We start from the raw sequence: 20,123 nt of genomic DNA on the forward strand, positions 1-20,123 counted from the left end.
CTGATAGAATTGAATAGAGGCCTAAGCCAAAAGTAATTTACTCTCTACTTTTGACCCAGCCTCAATCCTCCTTATCGATCAGCTAATCTGTTCTTCGTTTTCTTAGTCGGATCACACTAACAATGGTGACCGCAATGGCTAACAATCCAAGCAAACGGATAGAATAGTTACTTTTTTCACCTGTTTTTGGGTAATTTCCTTGTTTGTCTGGTTTAGCACTATGGGTTTGATCCTTGTTTGTTGTATTTTGTTTAGGTGCATTCTTTTCAAGGACTGTGATTGTTGCAGTAGCTGCAAGTTTTTTGTCAGCCTTTGCTGCTTGTTTCGCTTTACTTGGTTCAGATTTTTGAGCTGTTTGGACAGCGTAAGATACTTGTTGCTCCCCTTTTTCTTTGGTTTTAACGTTTCCTGTCACTTCTACTTCTTCAAATGCAATCGCCTTACCGTCACGATCCGTTGCGGATACAAAGTTGTCAGCACTCTTCCAATCATCTCCTACGTAAATGGTGGAATCTTTTACAACTAATGTTGATTGATCCGCTTTTACCGTGATCTTAGCTGTTTGTGTTAAGGCTTCTGTACCATAAACAACTTCATAGACGCCAGTTTTTGTGGTATCTACCGTTCCTGTTACATTGAGATCTTGAATTGGAATAGTTTTGCCTGTTTTATCTGTCGCTGAGACAAAATTATCGACCGCTTCCCACGTATCTCCCACATAGATACTAGAATCTCTAACAGCCAGCGTTGCTTGTGTAGCAACAACATGAACTGTTACCTGAGCTTTTTGCCCTTGATTTTCGTAAGTGACGTCATAATCACCAACTTTACTGGTATCAACAGTTCCTGTTACCGTAACTTGGTCAAAGGCAACAGGGTTGCCTTTTTTGTCTGTTGCTTTAACAAAATTATCGACTGGTTGCCAATTAGTCCCTACAGAAATCGTTGAGTCTTTGCCGCTGATTGTTGTTTGATCTGCTAAAACAGTCACTTTAGCCACTTCAGTTTGGCCACCGAAGTGATAGGTTACATTATACGCTCCAACTTTCGTGGTATCTACTGTTCCCGAAACTGTTACGTTTTCAAACGAGCTGATTTTCCCATCTTCATCTGTCGCTGACACAAAATTATCGACCGCTTGCCATGAATCCCCCACATAGATCGTTGAATCTTTGACGACTAAGGTCTCCTGATTGGCAACGACTGAAACTGTTGCTTTTGCTTCTTTTCCTTGATTCTGATACGTGATCTCATAATCACCGACTTTTGTGGTATCTACCGTTCCACTTACCGTAATTTGATCAAACATCACTGGGTTTCCATCTTTATCCGTTGCACCTGTGAAGTTGTCTTCTGGTTGCCAGTTGGTTCCGACATAAATCGTTGAATCTTTTGCGGTGATACTCGTTTGATTTACTTTTTCTTTGAGCGGAATTTCGATTAAATTCGACTCTTTCTTCAATTTGATTGTTTTGCCGTTGATATAGTCCTCAGCAATCGTATACTCTGATGGAATATCGGTCACTCTTAAGGTATATTCTCCTGACATGATTGCATCGACGTTATATTTCCCGTCTTGATCGGTCGTAAACTCCGTTCGATTATTTGTCACAATATCGACTAGTTCAAATGAGACATTTGGAACATTGATGGTTTGATCTTTTTCATTATACGTGTGAAATTGCGCTTGAGCCAAATAAACGACTCCTTCTGCATCGCCATCAGAGAATCGCAACACAAGAGGTGTTGTGTTGACCGTTCGACGAGTTTCTGTCATTTGATCTAAATTATCCGCACTAATGATAGTTTCTGTAAAAATCTGTCCAGCATTTTTGGACACTGTATTATAGGTGATTGTGATATTTTCGGTTAATGTATAGTCCTCGAAAATGATTTGAGCACCCGTTGTAGTTTGTTTAACAGTGTATGCGTCTTTTGGAACATTTTCTATCGTAATCGAATTTAAATCAATACCAGCATTGGTTGTTCCTTGTGTCTTAATCTCAAAGGTCGGATTTTTGACCTTTCTTGTTCCGCTATTGATATTCTTTGTCTTCACTTCATTTGTAGTTACATTTTTTAATGACTCATGACTTGTTTGATTGGCAGATAAGATCTCTGCGCCTTCATTATTTACTGATACTGACGCTGACATTAGCTGATCGCCATATAATGGTTCAGCAGCACTTCCAGTGACATTGATCGTTTTAGTGTCGATCCAACCATTAGCATATTTATATTCAATAATGTACCGTTTGTTTGTTTTACCGAAATCAAATTGATAACTGTTGGTAGCTTCATCGAATGTAATTTTTGGATAAGCTGCACTGGTTGGGGCTAGTGGTTTATCAAAATATTGACCTCGATCCCAATATTGGGGGTAAATCGAATCTACTTGGTCATTTGACACATCATAAATATCAAAAACTACGTCAATCCCCGCAGGTATTTTAGTTGTTATATTCAAGTCATCAAACGAATCATTTCGAGCATTTACTAAAAATTGATTTTTGCTAGCTTGTAGTGTGCGTTCTGAATACATTTTGCGTCCAGTTCTAACGGTTGTGTCAACCGTCTCATAGTCATCAGCACTTAATGTAACAGGCAGTGTGTCTATTGGAATACTTTTACTTTTTTCTAAGCTATCCGGCACATAATTGAAACCTAGATCTAAATTAAACGAATGAACGACCGGGGTTGTAAATTTTATCAGCGAACCGCCTTCGACTGCTGTTATAGTGTAATCTTTAGCTAACTTGTAATAATCATATTCTCCTTTAGGCGCTCTCAATTGCAAGTAATTTGGATGCTCGATTTTGATTGTTGCATTCTTTACTGGATTTTCAGTACTCCCTTCTATCGCGATTGTTGTGTCACCAAAATAGGCACCGTTCCGATCATAATTGCCCCATGCGGTTTCTACGTTATTGGGATTAATGATCGAAATTGGCTGAAGGTATTGATCAGATACGAGCATCATCTCTTTACCGCCACTGACAACAGGTGTACTCACAGTTATATCAATATCTTTTTGATCAAATGGGATGAGCAGTTTGTCTACATTGATTCTTAACACGCTATCTTTGGTTGCTGTTAAAATTAGTTTATTATTTTCTTTACGCACATCAAAAAAATCAGTAAGTGGAACCGACCTGTATTCCACATCTGTGGCTGAAATTTTATAATCAGAAATTGCTTGACCATTTTTATTTTCTAAAACTATTTTCTGTCCTGATTTAGTTAGTGTAGGGATATTGTAAACATTGACATAATAATTTCCTTTTTCTTGGAAATTGGCACTTTGAAACCAGCCTAAACTTGCTTCTTTTAAAGATTTTTGGTCTTTACTTGTTTTTGCTGTAAATTCAAGACCACCATATGGTGCGGTTGTTCTATTTAAACTGACTGACCCTAATTTTGTCGTAGGGTATTGATTGTAAAAGCTATAGGAATAATTTGAAACACTCTCCAAGCCTAATGTTCGATCAACCGCTAAAGCATACGCCTTTTGTTTGTCCATATTTGTGATTGTGATTGCTGCTCGATAGGTAGTGTCTTCACTAATAGTGTACTCTTTGTCCTTTTCTAATGGTTGTTTTGAAGCTTGGATCACGTTTCCATTGATATCTACATCATACGAAAAGACACCAATCTGTTCATTGGATGTAGTATAAAATTTTGCTTCTGGCGCATCTAATAGCACTAACTCTACTGTCTGACTACCTGACAATGCTCTATCCAAATTATAATAGATAGTACCTTTGAGACCATAAGTATTGGTCGTTTCTTCATACTTGATAGGGGCAACCTCTTCATATAAATCAAAGTGATATTTGTTTGCTGTTTGCCCTGGCGTGTTGATTGTTACTAGTGGTTGTGCATCTGTGAATACATAGCTTTTCAACTCTAGGTTGAACTCTGTTTCAGTAATACGCTGATTAAAAGTGATCGTCAATGTTTTACTCGTTGCATCAACTGACCAGCTTGCCCCAACATTGGCTACCTCACCACTGACATCTGAGTACCCTAAATGATCAGGCAAGCTTATTGTGTAGGTTGAACCTGGCGCATAATCTTTGTCTTCGATCACAAAATTTAGCTTTGCTGTTACCGGTGTTGTATTCAAGACTCGATTTACATCAATCTGACTATATTCAGTACCATCCATACTCATAAGCGTCATCTTTGTTAGAAGCTCATCTTCAATCAGTGCGTTTGGTTGGACTTTTTTCAGCTCTGGAAGAGTTGGACTTGCAGTGGTTGACTGTTCGGTTGTTTTAGTTGAAACATCATCAGTTGCTTCTCTAGTCATTTCACTCGATTGTGCCTGCTGATTCTCAGTTGATAATTCTACCTCTTCACTAGATAAATTAGTTTCTGACCCTAGCGCTGTTGATGTATCAGCCGACTGTTCATTCCCATCTATGTTGTTAGTCGTCGCAAAAGCACTTACAGTTGAACCAAAACTCTGAGTGAGTAAGACTGCAAGCATCAATATATGTAATTTTCTTTTTTTCATGAACATACTCCTTAATTTTAATAATTTTATATAATTATATCATATACTTTTTCAAACTTTATTATGATTATTTTTTTATAGTTTAATAAAAAATAAAAACATACCTATTGTTATATTTACTATATAGAAGCTATTTCATCAATATATGTGTACTTATTTCTGTAAAAAGCACGATAATAAATCTTATTAAAATCGAATAATTTATAAAAGAATTCTTTTAAAACCACCAAATAGATATATTTTTTTTATGGAAATAACTCAATTTATTAATGATTATTCCTCATCCAAAAAGTATTGAACTAATTTTATGATAACGTCAAAAAACACTTTATTTTTACGAACATACGTTTTATAGTAGAATAAAAGCAAAAAGGAGCTAGATATGAAAACGTCATTAACGATCCAAATGGAAGAGGTCCTTTATTATTACTGTCGAGAAAATGGAGATGTGGTAGTAGAAGAAGTGACTATGCCTGATGAACAAGGTATTGTAGATACGTTGAGTTGCCGTCTGAACGCCGAGAAGCAATTTGAGTGGCGCTGTTACGAATTAAAAGTCAGTAAAGCCGATTTCCGCTCAAAAGCAAAACTTTCGTTTATTGGTCATTATAATTACTTTGTGTTACCTGAAGCACTCTTTGAAAAAATTAGAGAAGAAATCCCAAGTCATATTGGCGTTATGGTTTACCACCAATATCTTTCTACAGAAGATCAAATGCTGCCTGGCTATTTTACAATAAATAAGAAACCTCAAAAGCAAGACCTTTTGGTCAACGAGCAAGAATTGCTTTTTCGTTTGATCTCAGCTCAGGCACGCGAAGTCGGTAAAGCGAAACAAACAGCACGTGGCTTACGCGTCTTTTCAACCGACCAGCTTTATAAAGAATTAAAGAAAAGACAACCAGATTATGATTTATTTGGCGGTGGGGTAAACTTTTATGATCGCTTTGTCGAAGAAATTTGTGACCAAGCAGTCGAAGCTTTAAAAAGTGAATTGGACGCAACGCGTGAGGCTTATTTTGCATTGGAACAGCGTCTTTTGGAGGAAAGCTAATGTATTATCCCTATTTTCGGGGCAAGCAGTTTGATTTGCTTGCTTTGACAGCATTAATTGAAGCACATAGACTATCCACTCATGTTTTGCCGATCATTGAACCGGTTAAAAATTCTACGGCCTTGAAAAAATTTATCACATTAGCTCAAAGGGAACATCAGGCTTTTTACCTCATTCAAAATCCTCAAGCGGGTGATTTTCTGACAAAAGAAGGCATCCTTTATCTAGATGCCTTATCATTAGACAAAGCCATGATCGTAGAGCAACCGATTGAAACACTGAATCAAGAACCACAATTATTTGTGATCAACAACGCAACCCCTGCTTTACAAAGTGATTGGCAAGCGAATCAAACAAAGGTCCTACTCTCTAAAGAATTCCGTTTGTTGCAAAAGGTCAAAGGTGAAAAAATCATTTCCCAAGATCCTTTCACTAGATTGCCAAAAGCCAACTTTTATCAAGAATGTCCTGATGAATTCTTCTCAGACACCCACTTGACTTTTCACAAGAGCGGCTTTGTTGGATTCAGTGATTTCTCTATTGATAGTCGTATTTATTATGAACGTAGCTATCCTTCAAAACGATTGAGCTTGCATCTTGTTTATTTTGAAAATGAGCATTTGCGCATCCATCATTTCCTTTCAAGTGAAGAAGCACCCACTCAAAAAGATAAATTTATAGAAGTGATGAATGAAGTACAACCGTGGACAAGTAAATTATGCGGCGAAAATCTAACGTTAGGGCTCGAATTACTCCTTCATGCTGTTTCTAAAGATAAATTCCCTGGAATAGGCGTTATGAGAAAAGCCGCTGTTATGCACCATATGGAACTGATGTCTCGTTATTTGGATCAATAGGTATTGTTTGTACAAAAAAGATCAGAGCGAAACCAAGCGGCTTCATTCTGACCTTTTTTCGTTTATTTTTCTCAGAAGATAGACTTAATCATCTGTCATTTGTTTTTCAGCATCAAGTTCAACCTTGACTTGAAACGTATTATTGATATTTTGCGTCATTTTCTGGAGGTTTTGAAGTAAGAGGACGATCCAACTGAACGCCAGCATAAAGGACAGTAATTCAAATGCTGTCAATGAAAGATAGCTTGTCCATTGGAATAATACGACAACGGTCACTAATGTCGCTGCGATCATATAAGAAATCGACAAAAATTCTTTTGTAACATTGGGTAATAACCACTTGATTCCCACAATCAAAATCACGATCAAATAAACTAAATAACCCGCAACTTGATTATGAACACCTTGGAAAGGGCCTGTTTCGGTATAAGGGAATAGTCCTACAGCACCAAGATCTAATGCAGTTAACGTTAAAAGAATACGCAAAATAGTCAAACGGCGACTATGCGGAATTGCTTTTTGTAACTCGACAAATAAGCCATCGATCAACGCTACCATCAATAAAGAAGAAAACATTAGGGTGACATTGAACTGCCAACTACTTTTTGCCTCGATCGTTCCTAAAAAACTAAAGTTAAATTGCCACCACTGGTAATCTTTATTGGTGATCATAGCAAGTAAGACACCGCCAATAATGACAAAAATTAACAAATTCGTTAGTTTCGCTGGTGTGATCGATAATGCTGAATAAATCATAAAATAATTGACTAGCGCCACAAATACAAAAAATAACAAGGTCGCCGTATAGCGATCAAACGTTGCACCAATAAAGACTAAACCAATCACTTTAAAAAAAACAAGTAATGAAAAAACTAAGATAATAATAAATGACAATAAGATTGTCGGAAAGTTGCGCCAATAAATATCTTTTGATTTCGTTGTGACTTGATTGCGTTTCCCTTTGATAAAAAAGAGCAAAAAACTAAAGACGCCACTTAAGACACCAAAAGAAAGCACAAAATTGGCAATCGAATAGGCTCCTACCAAAGCAATTTGATTTTTACCAGTATAAAATAAGTATCCTAAAAACAGTAGGCTAATAATGGTAGTCGGAATCAAAAACCATCTTAAAGAAAGTGTCTGATTCCCAGCTGCTTTCTTTTTTGGTTCGATCACTATTTTTTGGTCTTTGATGCTTAAAGTAACTTCAGTTTCATCCTCTAAATCAAATTCTTCTACTATTTTTTTCGGCAATGTTATACTGAAATTTTTTTCTTCCATGCCTATTCCTCCTAAATTAAACGTAAACATCTCATAAATAGTATAGATAGCTTTAGTTTAAATGCAAGTTCTAAATATAATTTTTAGTCTCTTCTTGCCTAAATCTTTCTATCGTCTTTCATTATTGTTCGTTTTTGAATGCATTAATCGATTTTCTGTCATTCCTTTTTTTTATATACTAGCATTAAATAATGATAAAAGGAGATTTTTCATGTTAAAAAAGATTTTAATTTCTATTTTAAGTTTAATTGTACTATCTGTAGGAGCACTCTTTGTCTATAATAATGTTCGACATAAGCCAGTATACGGAATAATTGTTTTGGACAAAGACGAAAAAAAAATAACAGATGCGCTCAGCACACAAAAAAAGGATATCGAGAAATCAATCGTCCTTAATGGGAAATGGGTTGAACAATCAAAAACTCTTGTTTTAAAAGCTACTGATGCACAAAAAGTATTGCCTTTTAATGGCTTCCAAAAAGTGAGTGGTTCAAAAGATAATTATAAATTTGACGCAATCAAACAGATTTCAGAAAACGAAGCTACGCTATTTTCAAAAGATCAAGCACCTTTGATAAACGATGAGGCTGATAAAACATTTTCTTCTAAGGTTTATGAGCATGCAACTCTAGGCTAGACTACCGCTTACGTCAAAAGTGTATTTATCCTTCCAGACCATCAATACAATGAATTTACTGCTTCACCTATTTCTTTAGGGATCTTAAAAGTCAAAACAGATGCATCAAAGGCCTTAATCAATTATAATAAGTTGGAAATAAAGCAACTATATAATGAGAGTAGGGCATAATCATTTACTATCAACTCCTACTCTTACAAAAAATTTTATAAAAGATGAGGCTTAGATGTAACTCATAGAGTTACATCTAAGCCTAAGGGAATCCGAATAAACGGTATGAGCAGAAGCAACTCCTTCTTATTTCTCGGCGTTAAACACTTCTGTCTCAACCTCATCCTATTTATTTGGAGAAGGAGAGTTTGATATAATGCAATTGGTCTTTGTCCCCATTATTTTCATTATTATTGGTATACTTATTTTACTAAAAGAACGGCGCAGCTTTGTTGGTGGGATGATTTTTGCTTTTGGTGGTTTGTTCCTTACATTAACTTTATTATTACTCGGTTTGTTAAAGCTAGGGGAAATTTCTTCCAACAGTTCCACGTTAGTCATCGTTATTGTTTATGCCTTATTTCCATTGCTATTTTTGGGTGTTTGCGTCTTTTTTGTTATTAATACACATACGATGCAAACCAAAGAAGGTCGTAGCGTTACCGCAAAGCTTTCCGCATTAGTAGGAATCAATCTACTTATTGCTGTGCCTGCTTTTTTCTATTTATTGTCTGTAGGAGCTAGTAAAATTCCTGTGTGGTTGTTTTCAATTTTGATTTTTGCGCTATTAAGTGATTTACTTTTTTCTTTTCTCTTTACTTGCTATTTATTTTATTCCTGGATGTACCAAATGATTCCTATCAAAAAAAAGGTTGATTATATCATTACTTTAGGTTCTGGTATCAGGAGTGAGGAAGTTCCTCCATTGCTTAAGAGTAGATTAGATAAAGCAATCGAATATTACTATAAAAACCCACATGCAAAAATTGTTGTTAGTGGTGGACAAGGTGTAGACGAACCTGTATCAGAGGCTTTTGCTATGAAAAAATACTTACTATCGCAGCAAATCCCAAATAATCAAATTTTAGTAGAAGATCGATCAACAACCACCCTTAAAAATATGACCTTTTCTAAAAAAATTATTTTTGAAGACTGGAAAAATACAGACTATGAACCTACCATTTTATTCTCAACAAATAATTATCATGTGCTGAGAGGGGCTTTATACGCAAGAAAAGCTCATTTAAAGGCAGAAGGAATCGGTGCCCCAACTGCTTTATATTTTCTTCCGACTGCACTCATTCGCGAATATATTGCCTTACTCACCCAATATAAATGGTTTACCTCATCCATGATCTTATTCTGTTTATTATTTGTGATTTGGAGTCTATTACCTATACAATCCCAAAACTATGAACAGCTCCTGTATCTTATAAATTAATCCTCTTCATAAAAAGAGGTTGAGACAGGAGTGTTTAATCGGGAGAAATAAGAAGGAATTGCTTCTGCTCCCACCGTTTATACGAATTCCTTGAGTCTGAGAGATAACTCGTAGAGTTATGTCACAGACTCTCTTTTTTCATACAAATACACAATTCATCTCCAATAAACTCGCCATAATTTGGGATGATCTGATAGCCTTGGCTTTCATAGAAGCCAATAGCACCTACCATTTCCTTACCCGTTTCTAACACAGCTTGTTGATAGCCTTTTTCTAACATATCACGTTCTAACGCTTGCATAATTTTTCCTGCTGCTCCATTGCCACGACTTGTTGGTTTGACATACATCCGTTTTATTTCTGGTATTTGTCCATCTAAACGTTTCCAACAGCCACACCCGATCGCAACTTGATCCTCATACGCTACAACTGCACACGCCATTTCATTGAGGTTATGATGATTTTGATACCCTTTAGCAATCTCTGTACTCCATTCTTCATTGAAAAAATCATTCAACTCCGCTATGAGCTCAAGCAAATCTGGATGTGTCGTTGCTACTTTCTCTATTTTGATCGTCATTTGATCCCTCTACTTTATGATTATTTTGTGCTGACTCCATTGTACCTATACTTATGATTTAAAGTAAAGAAAACGAAAGCCATTTTTCATTTAAGAAGTGGCTTTCGTTTTCTTTACTCATTTTTCGGATCAAAACCAGATAAAAAATTAAACGCTTACATTTCTTTGAAATCATAAACCGCCTAAGCTAGCTAAATAAAAATCCAACGTATAAAATTGATAATCACTTTTAGAATATCGTGATTTCTTATCTTTTAATTGATCGATCAATGTTAATCGTTCGGGCTCTCCAACTTCTTCCCAATCTTGTTTCCCCATTCTACAATACAAACGAAAAGGTAATTCAACTTCCATATGAACTTCCAAAAATCCCTCTGGTTCTCCTAATCCATGGTATTCTACATCTGTAATAATTTCGCCTACATAATTTAGATATTTTTTATTCATTACGCACTACCTCCTTATTTTTTTTCAGCCTTGAAAAATATTTTTCTTCATACATGAATTGTACTAAAATTTTAGAGAATAAACAACTTATTTTTGATTTTCTCACTTAAAATAAAAAGCTGAAAGACTAGAGAACGCAGCAACAGCGCTAGCCTTTCAGTTTCCTATTTAGTCTCCTTTATTTAAGCCGTTCAGGCATCATTCCTTCTAAAAATCCCCAAACCCCATTACTGATTCGCAACTCATCTCGATCATAGTGAGAAAGTTCGGTTCTGATCAACTGTTCCTGTCCATCTAACACTTTTTGTACCCAATGAGGATCAATCAAAATTGCTCGTCCAACTGCAGCTAAGTCAGCATTCACTAAGACTTCTTTTACATCAGCCCCTGTTCTAATATCTCCCACACCGATCAGAGGTAGACGATCATTGATCGTCTCTTTGATATACTCGATAATTGGTTTTTCTTTAAACTCGTCACTAACTGAATGATTTCTATAATTACTACTAGATAAATGCAAGTAATCCAATGACTTATTAGACAATTGATCAACTAAAAATAATGTGTCACTCAAGCGAATCCCCGGGGTTTCATATTCTTCTGGTGAAAAACGATAACCCACAATAAAGTCTGTGACATCAGATTGATCGACAACGTCTGTGACACCCTCAACCAAATCATTAATAAATTTAAATCGTTTTTCTAACGTTCCGCCCCAAACATCCGTACGTCGATTCGAATGGGGAGAGAAGAATTGTTGGATCAAATACGTATTGGCCCCATGAATCTCTACACCATCAAAACCTGCTTTGATGGCTCGTTCAGTCGCTAACTTGAAGCTTTCTAAAATCTCAAAAATCTCTGCCTCAGTTAATTCTCTTGGTGTTTGCGCATCTGGACGTTGTGCTGCAATAGCACTTGGCGCAACAGGTTGAGCACCATGCAAGACTTTAGAATCTGTCATACGACCACCGTGAAAGATCTGTAGAATCGCTTTTGTATTGTTCTTTTTAATAGCCGCAGCTAATTTAGCAAGACCTGGGATAAAACGATCATCATAGACACCCAATTCGCCGTCCCAACCTTTGCCTCCTTCATGGACATTCGCCGCTGCTGTGATAAATGCCCCCACTTCACCAGTCCGCAAAGCATAATAATCTACTTCATCATTGGTTACAACACCGTCAAAAAAAGACATTTTTGTAGTCATAGGTGCAACGACAAGTCTATTCTTTAAGTGTAACCCTCTTTTAAATGTTAAACCTGAATCTAAATTATTCATCTAATTCCTCCTATCCGAACATGCATGCGCATGCATCTATTTAGATAATACTCAATAAAAGACTAAAAAGCAATTCATTAGTCTTTTAAATAAAGTACTCTTTTAAAATAGTCTCTACTTCCTGCTCGACCGATGCCAATAATTGTGCTCCTTCATTCGTCAACTCAACGTATACTCCACGTTTATCATCTGAACAATCTCTTCTTTCAATTACAGAAGGTGTTCTATCTTCTAATCTCTTAACCAAACGAGACAAGGCGCTTTGACTTAAACACAAATAGCTGCCTAAATCATTCAGCCGCATATGACAGCCATTTTGTTTCAGTTGGTATAAGGCATAATATTCACTTGTAGTCAGTTGATTCTTTTTCTTTAACATTTCTTCTAATTTTTTTTCAACAATAGACTGCCTTTTTACGTAGTCCAGCCATTGTGATATAAGAGGTGTTTTCATTTACTCATCCCTCACAATCTAATCTCTTAAACTAGTTATAGTTTGCTTGTTTTTGGTGGAAAAGTCAAAATTTTAAAATTTTACTCGTAACATAAAAGCCATGGACTTGTGGTCCCATGACTTTTGATTAACTATTATTCAACACTTAATTCGCGTTTAAAATCCACATAAATCCTACGAAAACAAAGAATAATGCATACATGATCGGTGATACTTCTTTGCCACGTTTTGCAGCGATCATTGTGATTGGATAAAAGATAAAGCCAAGTGCAATCCCATCAGAGATACTGTACGTTAATGGCATGCCTAACAAAATCAAGAAAGAAGGGATGGCAATTTCCATTTCTTTCCATTTGATTTGACTAAGCGATTGCGCCATCAACACACCCACAACGATTAGCGCTGGTGCTGTTACTTGTGATGTGACAACTGAAAGTAACGGAGAGAAAAACAAGCCCACGATGAAGAATAAACCAGTTGTCACAGCTGTCAATCCAGAACGTCCCCCAACCGCAATACCAGCAGATGATTCTACATACGCGCCCACAGGAGAAGTTCCTAAAAGAGAACCTGCTAACATCGCTGTAGAGTCAGCCGCTAATGCTTTTCCAACACGAGGCATTTTGTTGTCTTTCATAAAGCCTGCTTGATTCGCTAAACCAACTAGTGTTCCAGCCGTATCAAAGAAAGTCACTAATAAAAACGTCAACACAACGACCCATAACTGTAGAGAATTTATATCTCCAACATGTTTTAATGCAACTAAAAAAGTCGGTTTAAGACTAGGAGCAGCTGAAACGATTTTAGCTGGCGTTTCAATTAAACCAGTTACTAATCCCAAAATAGTCGTTGCAGTCATCCCAATAAAAATACCACCCGGAACACGACGGACCATCATGATTGCTGTGATTATTAGACCAAAAATAGTCAGCCAAGTCGTTCCAACATTCAAGGGGCCTAAGGCAACCAATGTTGATTCATTAGAAACAATGATCCCGCCTTCACTTAGACCAAGAAATGCGATAAATAGACCAATCCCACCAGAGATAGCAAATTTTAAATCTGCTGGTATCGCATCAATAATCAATTCACGTAACTTAAAAATTGTGATCAAAATAAAAATTAAAGACGCGACGAAAACACCTGCTAACGCTGTTTCCCAAGGAATGCCCATTCCTACACAAACGGAATAAGCAAAAAAAGCATTGATTCCAAGTGCTGGTGCCGTTGCGATCGGGTATTTAGCAAAAATCCCCATCAAGATACAGCCTAATGCACTGGCTAATGCAGTCGCAGTAAAAACAGCACCTTCATCCATGCCGGAAGCGCCTAGCACAGTCGGGTTAACAAATAAAATATACGCCATCGAAATAAATGTCGTAAATCCAGCTAAAAATTCTCGCTTGACCGTCGTGTTTAATTTGTCGATCTCAAAATAGGAAATAATTTTTTCTTTCACTTGATATCCTCCTAAAAATTTGAATAATAAATGATGTATAAAATTGCAATGTATTAACTTAAACAACGTGTTCAATCATATAATAAAGATTAGAATATGTAAATACAAAAATTACAAACTACAACTTATCCGTAATTTGCTAATTTATAAAAAGAATGGCGCGTTTTCTTTCATTCAGAAAACCCGTCATTCTTACTATAAAAAAACTATTCTTAACTGGAAACTATTTATACTCCTTTTTCCCATTGATACTCCACAAATTTGTAACATCAACCCAATTATTTTGTAATTCATAAGGTCGCAATCAATCCAAAAAAATTTTCTATAGCATTCGTCATGTCTATAGCACTGATTGCCTAGCAGACAGTCTCCCAGCTTCTTTTTTAGTTTACAAGCTTTAATTGTGCGCATCTCGTTCCAACAAAAACAAGAAAAATGATAATAAAAGCTCCCATCGTGGCATCACTAAAGAAGTGACAACCTAATATCACTCTGCTGATTGCAGTAACAGCACCCCAGGTCACACCAAAAAACAATAATTTCTTACGTAACTTAGTATTTTTGGGGCTAGCGTATAAAGGAACGAAAATCGCAAACATACTTTCACATGAATGACCTGACGGAAATGATTTATGACCAGTTGGACCATTTATTTTGTACCACGGACTAAAATTATCTTGAACAGCATTTAGCTCGTATGGACGAACACGTCCCCATAAAATTTTGATTTCTTCAACACACATTAGATAGACAAACGCGACCGCAATTCCTAAAATAGCCACACGCATCAAACGATCAAGCTCTTCCTGCGTTTTATGATTTAACCATTTTTGTATGATCAAGGTTGCTATGGTAAATACAGCTAGACAAATAATGATATTGATCAATGTTGGTAGTGTAGGATTCGCTCCACCATCATTATTGGCTTGACCGATTGGACGATTGTGCTCTACATTTTGAATCGATGATAATGTATACTGGATAGCAAATTTCAAATAATACCATATTCCATATAAAGACAGACCTGTTCCCGCCACACCTATCAATAATTTTGCGATCACAGGCTGACTCGATCGAACCGCATAATGCATGATGATTTCTCCACTCATCATGATTACAATACCAACTGGAAAACAGGCATAATTTTGTAAAAATGTCGCAATGTATGAATTTTGACTCATCACTGCATTCGAAATGGCCAGGTCCCCAAAGGTACCGATCCCTAGCAATAAAGCAAAAATAGCAATAACCAACATAATTCTCCAATTCTCTAACACTTTTTCCATCATGTTTATTCCTCCTCTACTTAAAAACAGAATGAACTTAAGCTGCTACCCAATAATCAAAGAAGAATAGTGAAAATCTGCTCGTTTCTACACGTCTTCTTCTCTTTACTCAAATCAGTTCAAAGGACAGTTTAACGTCACTCACAATTTTTATTCTATCATCTCCAACCTCACAAATCTATTCTTTTTGTAAAATATTAATTAAATAAAGTTATTTATTTCAAACTCATTACCCTTTAACACAAAAAAAGAATCTCAGGTTAAACTACTACCTAAAGATTCCTTCACTATTCTGTCAACAATATTGATTTTGCCCTATTTTTTCTCAAATCCCATATCGATCAATTGTTTTTCGCCTTCTTTAAAACTGCTACCAGACTTCACACTATTAGCAGGTGCTTCGTACGTGATCACAGTCTCTTTCTCAGTGTATTTCATTTTTGAATCTTTTAAGTTAGATGAAGTTTCAAATGCTTCAGAAACTTGTTTCGCAGTATCTTCATCTGTAATTTGTAATGTCTCATTATCAAAGACAGCTTTACAAGATACTTTCGTTACCTTGTCTCCTTCATGTTCAACAATGATAGAAACTTCTGACCCCACCATAGGTGATTGGGTAAATGTAGCTGTCTCAGCCTTTTTACCACATCCACTTAAAATAAATACCATAACCAATACTGAAAATACCCCTAAAATTTTTTTCATGTTATTCTCCTTAAATTTTAATTACGAGTTCTATTATATCAATTTTCAAGATAAAATAACAGAAGTATTTAAATAATATGTATTAATTATAAATCTATTTTGTCTCTTAATATTTAGATATTTAATTTACTTTGGCACTCTTCTGCCGCTCATTTTTGATTTGCCCTACAGAAAAAACCATCATCGGTAAATAGTTGAAGAGAAAACTAACTCGCTGCCAAAAACCAAGTTGATTCAATATGGGAAAATGGTTGAATGCAGGCATTCGTGCGAACCCGTAAAATCCTGCAACACTAAAACTAATAATTGATAGGAGTAAATAAAGTTGCTGATACTTGGTTTCTTTTTGTTTTTTATAAAGTAACATTAAAAAAAATGGGAATAGTATGAAACCAGCGTAACCCAAGCCAGAGCCAATATTATGAATCCAAGTCGAGAGAGTCCAAGTTGCTTGTTTCGTATCAATACTGAACACCCCTGTAAAAATACAGTCTCCCACACCATAGAAGCCAATCGCTAAAGCGAGTATGACAGCCATGCTTCGTGATGTGTCTTTAAACAGATAATAAACTGCCGGAATTGCCAAAACAAACAATAGACCAGAGAGAACAGACCAAATGAAAAAAGCTTGCCTCACAGGACTGTCTACATCCCCAAAAACACTAATTACTGTGGTCATTTGGTTTATTTTTGGATAAAAGATACCTAAAATATAGGGTGTTAATAAATCACTAATCACACCAAATAATAGAAAATAGTAGCCATATTTTTTTAAAAACGTCATTTTGCCCCTCCTGTTTTAACACCCGAACTTGCAGTATATACTACTCTGTTCTCTAATAATCAATCAGGCGCTTTAATCAACATACTTTTTAAAAATCCTTTACTGTTTATTCAAACTGTCCTGTGTTGCTTTTTCCTCTTCCCCTTTTTAACCATCTAACGACTTTCTTCCCCATTTTTTTCATCTTTTAACCCCTATTTATCTATTATTGCACACGTTTCTAATTTAAATATACCGCGTGAATCCTCTTTTATTGTATCAAAAAAACAGGATATGCTCCTGTTTTCTTTAAGTTCTTAGTATATTTTCTTCAAGCAACTGACAGCTCTCTCTGGTCTTATTTATAATAAACCTCATCCAAAAATAGTCCTTGTGCAGGAACTGTCACACCCGCTTCACTTCTGATTTTGCTTTCAAATACTTCATCAATCGTTTCTAATGAAAGTTCCCCCGCTCCGATTTCCAAAAGTGTCCCGACCAGAATCCGAACCATTTTATGCAAAAAGCCGTTGCCTACAAAGGTAAAATGGAGTCGTTTCCCCTCTTTTTTGATTGATATTTCCTCAATTGTTCGCGTCGTTGATTTTTTGGTTTTTTTAAGTGCAGAAAAGCCAATATAATCATGGGTTCCAATCAATTTAAGACAGGCTTGATTCATTAATTCAATATCTAAATCTTGGGCATAGTGGTAACTATAATTTCGTTCAAATGCCGAAGGAACTCTATCATTCCAAATATAATAGCTGTATTTTTTCCCTACAGCATTATATCGCGCATGAAATCTTTCTGGTACTTCTTCTATTTTTTGCACAACAATGTCTTGTGGCAAATAGCGATTAAGAAAGTCGATCATCTCTGGTAAGCTTACCGTGCTATCGGTTTTAAAATTCGCAACCTGTCCTCTAGCATGCGTTCCAGCATCTGTTCGACCAGAGCCGATAATTTCAACTTTTGTACGCGTCATTTGGGTTAGTATATTCTCGATTTTTCCTTGGATCGTTTTATCTGAGTCACCAAGCCGTTGCCAGCCAAGGTATCTCGTGCCATCATACTCAATTGTTAGTCGGATATTTTTCATATTTTTTAGGTTACTCCTCTAAGATGCAAATTTTTCGGTGATCAAGCTAGTTCTAGCTTCCATTATAACAGCATTCCTTCTTTGGATGAAGCTTCTTAAAAAATATCTTATTCTCCCATGTTAGTTTCCCTTGACATTCGATTTAAGTTAATTTATATTTAACATAGATATCTATCTATGTTCGAAAGGAGAATGGGCTTGGATTATGAACGTATTTCATTAGCGCTTAAGGCAATGGCTGATCCTAAACGAATGAAAATCATCGATTTGCTTTCATATAGTGATATGTGTGCATGTGATGTATTAAAACATTTTGACTTTACTCAGCCGACCCTTTCCCATCATATGAAAGTATTAGAAAAAGCGGGTATCGTCTCAGTGAGTAAACAAAAGCAATGGCACCACTACACATTAAGGGAAGACTTTGTGGAGGAGTTTATGGATTCTATGACACACTTATTTTCCGATTGCACTGAAAACATTGAGACAAACGCTAAACGAAAGAATCAGACCAATAAGGAGACCTCTATAAAATGACATATGCACTGGAAATAAAAGAGTTAAAGAAAGTTTATGCAACAGGCGTACAAGCGCTAAAAGGAATCGATTTAGTCGTAGAAGAAGGCGATTTTTATGCCCTTCTAGGTCCAAACGGCGCTGGAAAATCAACAACTATCGGCATCATCACCTCTCTTGTCAATAAAACATCGGGGAAAGTAACTATTTTTGGCTATGATATTGATAAAGAACTAGTCCTCGCAAAACAACAAATTGGTTTAGTTCCACAAGAATTCAATTTTAACCCTTTTGAAACAGTTGAACAAATCGTGGTCAACCAAGCGGGTTACTATGGCGTTTCACGAAAAGAAGCCTTAAAACGCAGCGAAAAATACTTGAAACAATCTAATTTGTGGGAAAAACGAAATGTACGTGCCCGAATGCTTTCTGGCGGTATGAAGCGTAGATTGATGATTGCACGCGCTTTGATGCATGAACCCCGGTTACTGATTTTAGATGAACCAACAGCGGGCGTGGATATTGAATTGAGACGTGAAATGTGGGATTTTCTAAGAGAACTAAATGAAAATGGTACAACCATTATCCTTACGACTCATTACCTAGAAGAAGCAGAAATGCTTTGTCGGAATATTGGGATCATTCAATCAGGTGAATTGATTGAAAATACCAGTATGAAAACTCTTTTGGCAAAACTACAATTTGAGACCTTTATTTTTGATTTAGAGGATTTTGAACAACCACTTGAAATTGTTGGGTATACGCATAGTTTTGAAGATGAACGAACCTTAGTTGTTGAAGTCGAACGAGATCAAGGAATCAACGAGTTGTTTGCGCAACTGACAGCTCAAGGAATAAAAGTTCTTTCTCTGCGCAACAAATCAAATCGCTTAGAAGAGCTATTTTTAAAAATCACAGAAGAAAAACGTTAAGCGAAACACTTCGCTAAGCTTTTAAATTGAGGAGAATAAAACATGTTCAAGCTATATTTCACGGCTCTAAGAAGCCTTGCAGTAAAAGAAACGAATCGTTATTTGCGGATTTGGGTTCAAACTTTAGTTCCGCCTGTTATTACCACATCCTTATATTTTGTCATCTTTGGAAACTTGATTGGCGGACGGATCGGTCAAATGGAAGGTTTCTCTTATATGGAATTTATCGTTCCAGGACTGATCATGATGTCTGTAATTACAAGCTCTTATGCGAATGTCTCTTCTTCATTTTTCTCACAAAAGTTTCAGAAAAATATTGAAGAATTATTAGTTGCTCCTGTTCCAACTCATATTATTATTTGGGGCTTTGTGATTGGCGGACTTGGTCGAAGCGTACTAGTCGGCACATTAGTGACCATTATCTCGCTATTTTTTGTCCCTCTTCACGTTTATTCATGGTCTATTGTTATTATCACACTTCTTATGACGGCTATTTTATTCTCATTAGCAGGTTTATTAAATGGGATCTTTGCCCAGTCGTTTGATGATGTATCGATTGTCCCAACCTTTGTTTTACAGCCATTAACGTATCTTGGCGGGGTATTTTATGCCATCTCAATGTTGCCGCCGATTTGGCAAGCAATTTCTAAAATCAATCCTATCGTTTATATGATTTCCGGATTTCGCTATGGCTTTTTAGGAACGATCGATGTGCCAATTATCTGGTCTTTGATTATTTTGGTTCTTTTTATCTCTGTGCTTTATGCCGTTTGCTGGTACCTGATTGATAGAGGCCGCGGATTGAGAAGCTAAAAACTGT

18 protein-coding genes are annotated in these 20,123 nt (G+C 36.2%); 7 read left to right on the forward strand and 11 right to left on the reverse strand.

What is annotated here, in order from left to right; genetic code table 11:
- Nucleotides 1-82: 82 nt before the first annotated feature.
- Nucleotides 83-4,519, reverse strand: a complete 4,437-nt coding sequence (locus tag IGJ55_RS14525) for a bacterial Ig-like domain-containing protein (protein ID WP_430606708.1) — start codon at nucleotides 4,517-4,519, stop codon at nucleotides 83-85.
- Nucleotides 4,520-4,901: 382 nt separating this feature from the next.
- Here IGJ55_RS14525 and IGJ55_RS14530 point away from each other — a divergent pair, with 382 nt between their 5' ends.
- Both IGJ55_RS14530 and IGJ55_RS14535 read left to right on the forward strand, forming a co-directional pair.
- Nucleotides 4,902-5,573: a hypothetical protein gene (locus IGJ55_RS14530; protein WP_207120932.1), complete on the forward strand. Its 672-nt coding sequence runs from the start codon at nucleotides 4,902-4,904 to the stop codon at nucleotides 5,571-5,573.
- Nucleotides 5,573-6,430: a sce7725 family protein gene (locus tag IGJ55_RS14535; RefSeq protein ID WP_069641498.1), complete on the forward strand. Its 858-nt coding sequence runs from the start codon at nucleotides 5,573-5,575 to the stop codon at nucleotides 6,428-6,430. Before IGJ55_RS14530 ends, IGJ55_RS14535 begins: the two co-directional genes overlap by 1 nt.
- 84 nt (nucleotides 6,431-6,514) lie before the next feature.
- Here IGJ55_RS14535 and IGJ55_RS14540 read toward each other — a convergent pair whose 3' ends face one another.
- On the reverse strand, nucleotides 6,515-7,711 hold the full coding sequence (locus IGJ55_RS14540) for an AbrB/MazE/SpoVT family DNA-binding domain-containing protein (RefSeq protein ID WP_069641497.1): 1,197 nt from the start codon (nucleotides 7,709-7,711) through the stop codon (nucleotides 6,515-6,517).
- 211 nt (nucleotides 7,712-7,922) lie between these two features.
- Between IGJ55_RS14540 and IGJ55_RS14545 the strand changes: the two genes are divergently transcribed.
- Both IGJ55_RS14545 and IGJ55_RS14550 read left to right on the forward strand, forming a co-directional pair.
- Nucleotides 7,923-8,348 (forward strand): lipoprotein BA_5634 family protein, encoded by a 426-nt coding sequence (locus tag IGJ55_RS14545; RefSeq protein WP_430606709.1) that lies wholly within the window; start codon nucleotides 7,923-7,925, stop codon nucleotides 8,346-8,348.
- Nucleotides 8,349-8,715: 367 nt separating this feature from the next.
- Nucleotides 8,716-9,780 carry a YdcF family protein gene (locus IGJ55_RS14550; protein WP_430606710.1) on the forward strand — a complete coding sequence of 355 codons (1,065 nt, stop codon included), beginning with the start codon at nucleotides 8,716-8,718 and terminating at the stop codon, nucleotides 9,778-9,780.
- A 121-nt stretch (nucleotides 9,781-9,901) separates the two neighbouring features.
- On the opposite strand, the gene IGJ55_RS14555 is transcribed toward IGJ55_RS14550, so the two are convergent.
- The 9 genes from IGJ55_RS14555 to truA form a co-directional block, all read right to left on the reverse strand.
- On the reverse strand, nucleotides 9,902-10,360 hold the full coding sequence (locus IGJ55_RS14555) for a GNAT family N-acetyltransferase (protein WP_430606711.1): 459 nt from the start codon (nucleotides 10,358-10,360) through the stop codon (nucleotides 9,902-9,904).
- 171 nt (nucleotides 10,361-10,531) lie between these two features.
- Nucleotides 10,532-10,807 (reverse strand): hypothetical protein, encoded by a 276-nt coding sequence (locus tag IGJ55_RS14560; protein WP_069641493.1) that lies wholly within the window; start codon nucleotides 10,805-10,807, stop codon nucleotides 10,532-10,534.
- A gap of 178 nt (nucleotides 10,808-10,985) precedes the next feature.
- Nucleotides 10,986-12,089: an NADH-dependent flavin oxidoreductase gene (locus IGJ55_RS14565; protein ID WP_430606712.1), complete on the reverse strand. Its 1,104-nt coding sequence runs from the start codon at nucleotides 12,087-12,089 to the stop codon at nucleotides 10,986-10,988.
- An 85-nt stretch (nucleotides 12,090-12,174) separates the two neighbouring features.
- Nucleotides 12,175-12,543 (reverse strand): MarR family transcriptional regulator, encoded by a 369-nt coding sequence (locus tag IGJ55_RS14570; protein ID WP_207120935.1) that lies wholly within the window; start codon nucleotides 12,541-12,543, stop codon nucleotides 12,175-12,177.
- Between the two features lie 145 nt (nucleotides 12,544-12,688).
- A complete protein-coding gene (locus IGJ55_RS14575) occupies nucleotides 12,689-14,002 on the reverse strand; it encodes an NCS2 family permease (RefSeq protein ID WP_430606713.1) in 1,314 nt (437 codons plus the stop codon).
- A 383-nt stretch (nucleotides 14,003-14,385) separates the two neighbouring features.
- Complete coding sequence (locus tag IGJ55_RS14580) at nucleotides 14,386-15,291, reverse strand: phosphatase PAP2 family protein (RefSeq protein WP_430606714.1); 906 nt, start codon at nucleotides 15,289-15,291, stop codon at nucleotides 14,386-14,388.
- A 312-nt stretch (nucleotides 15,292-15,603) separates the two neighbouring features.
- The gene (locus IGJ55_RS14585) at nucleotides 15,604-15,993 is read right to left on the reverse strand and encodes a DUF1307 domain-containing protein (RefSeq protein WP_069641488.1); all 390 of its coding nucleotides are present in this window, start codon (nucleotides 15,991-15,993) and stop codon (nucleotides 15,604-15,606) included.
- Between the two features lie 121 nt (nucleotides 15,994-16,114).
- The gene (locus tag IGJ55_RS14590; RefSeq protein ID WP_430606715.1) at nucleotides 16,115-16,777 is read right to left on the reverse strand and encodes a DUF998 domain-containing protein; all 663 of its coding nucleotides are present in this window, start codon (nucleotides 16,775-16,777) and stop codon (nucleotides 16,115-16,117) included.
- Nucleotides 16,778-17,114: 337 nt separating this feature from the next.
- Entirely contained in the window at nucleotides 17,115-17,855 is a 741-nt protein-coding gene (gene truA, locus IGJ55_RS14595; RefSeq protein WP_430606716.1) for a tRNA pseudouridine(38-40) synthase TruA, read from the reverse strand.
- A 198-nt stretch (nucleotides 17,856-18,053) separates the two neighbouring features.
- Here truA and IGJ55_RS14600 point away from each other — a divergent pair, with 198 nt between their 5' ends.
- Genes IGJ55_RS14600 through IGJ55_RS14610 form a run of 3 tightly spaced genes read left to right on the forward strand, consistent with a single transcriptional unit; the run spans nucleotide 18,054 to nucleotide 20,116 of the window.
- Nucleotides 18,054-18,392 carry an ArsR/SmtB family transcription factor gene (locus IGJ55_RS14600; protein WP_429948584.1) on the forward strand — a complete coding sequence of 113 codons (339 nt, stop codon included), beginning with the start codon at nucleotides 18,054-18,056 and terminating at the stop codon, nucleotides 18,390-18,392.
- Nucleotides 18,389-19,303, forward strand: coding sequence for an ABC transporter ATP-binding protein (locus IGJ55_RS14605; protein ID WP_429948582.1), 915 nt, complete (start codon nucleotides 18,389-18,391; stop codon nucleotides 19,301-19,303). Before IGJ55_RS14600 ends, IGJ55_RS14605 begins: the two co-directional genes overlap by 4 nt.
- Nucleotides 19,304-19,345: 42 nt before the next feature.
- Nucleotides 19,346-20,116, forward strand: coding sequence for an ABC transporter permease (locus tag IGJ55_RS14610; protein ID WP_069641483.1), 771 nt, complete (start codon nucleotides 19,346-19,348; stop codon nucleotides 20,114-20,116).
- Nucleotides 20,117-20,123 lie beyond the last annotated feature (7 nt).

The organism is Enterococcus sp. AZ170 (assembly GCF_050545135.1).
Lineage (GTDB): Bacteria > Bacillota > Bacilli > Lactobacillales > Enterococcaceae > Enterococcus_L > Enterococcus_L ureilyticus.

Excerpts from the sequence above, each read along its gene's own strand:
- truA (WP_430606716.1), bottom strand. The coding sequence starts at position 17,855 with ATGAAAAATATCCGACTAACAATTGAGTATGATGGCACGAGATACCTT.
- IGJ55_RS14585 (WP_069641488.1), bottom strand. The coding sequence starts at position 15,993 with ATGAAAAAAATTTTAGGGGTATTTTCAGTATTGGTTATGGTATTTATT.
- IGJ55_RS14535 (WP_069641498.1), top strand. The coding sequence starts at position 5,573 with ATGTATTATCCCTATTTTCGGGGCAAGCAGTTTGATTTGCTTGCTTTG.
- IGJ55_RS14555 (WP_430606711.1), bottom strand. The coding sequence starts at position 10,360 with ATGACGATCAAAATAGAGAAAGTAGCAACGACACATCCAGATTTGCTT.
- IGJ55_RS14540 (WP_069641497.1), bottom strand. The coding sequence starts at position 7,711 with ATGGAAGAAAAAAATTTCAGTATAACATTGCCGAAAAAAATAGTAGAA.
- IGJ55_RS14560 (WP_069641493.1), bottom strand. The coding sequence starts at position 10,807 with ATGAATAAAAAATATCTAAATTATGTAGGCGAAATTATTACAGATGTA.
- IGJ55_RS14565 (WP_430606712.1), bottom strand. The coding sequence starts at position 12,089 with ATGAATAATTTAGATTCAGGTTTAACATTTAAAAGAGGGTTACACTTA.
- IGJ55_RS14580 (WP_430606714.1), bottom strand. The coding sequence starts at position 15,291 with ATGATGGAAAAAGTGTTAGAGAATTGGAGAATTATGTTGGTTATTGCT.
- IGJ55_RS14550 (WP_430606710.1), top strand. The coding sequence starts at position 8,716 with ATGCAATTGGTCTTTGTCCCCATTATTTTCATTATTATTGGTATACTT.
- IGJ55_RS14605 (WP_429948582.1), top strand. The coding sequence starts at position 18,389 with ATGACATATGCACTGGAAATAAAAGAGTTAAAGAAAGTTTATGCAACA.
- IGJ55_RS14530 (WP_207120932.1), top strand. The coding sequence starts at position 4,902 with ATGAAAACGTCATTAACGATCCAAATGGAAGAGGTCCTTTATTATTAC.
- IGJ55_RS14525 (WP_430606708.1), bottom strand. The coding sequence starts at position 4,519 with ATGAAAAAAAGAAAATTACATATATTGATGCTTGCAGTCTTACTCACT.
- IGJ55_RS14610 (WP_069641483.1), top strand. The coding sequence starts at position 19,346 with ATGTTCAAGCTATATTTCACGGCTCTAAGAAGCCTTGCAGTAAAAGAA.
- IGJ55_RS14570 (WP_207120935.1), bottom strand. The coding sequence starts at position 12,543 with ATGAAAACACCTCTTATATCACAATGGCTGGACTACGTAAAAAGGCAG.
- IGJ55_RS14590 (WP_430606715.1), bottom strand. The coding sequence starts at position 16,777 with ATGACGTTTTTAAAAAAATATGGCTACTATTTTCTATTATTTGGTGTG.
- IGJ55_RS14545 (WP_430606709.1), top strand. The coding sequence starts at position 7,923 with ATGTTAAAAAAGATTTTAATTTCTATTTTAAGTTTAATTGTACTATCT.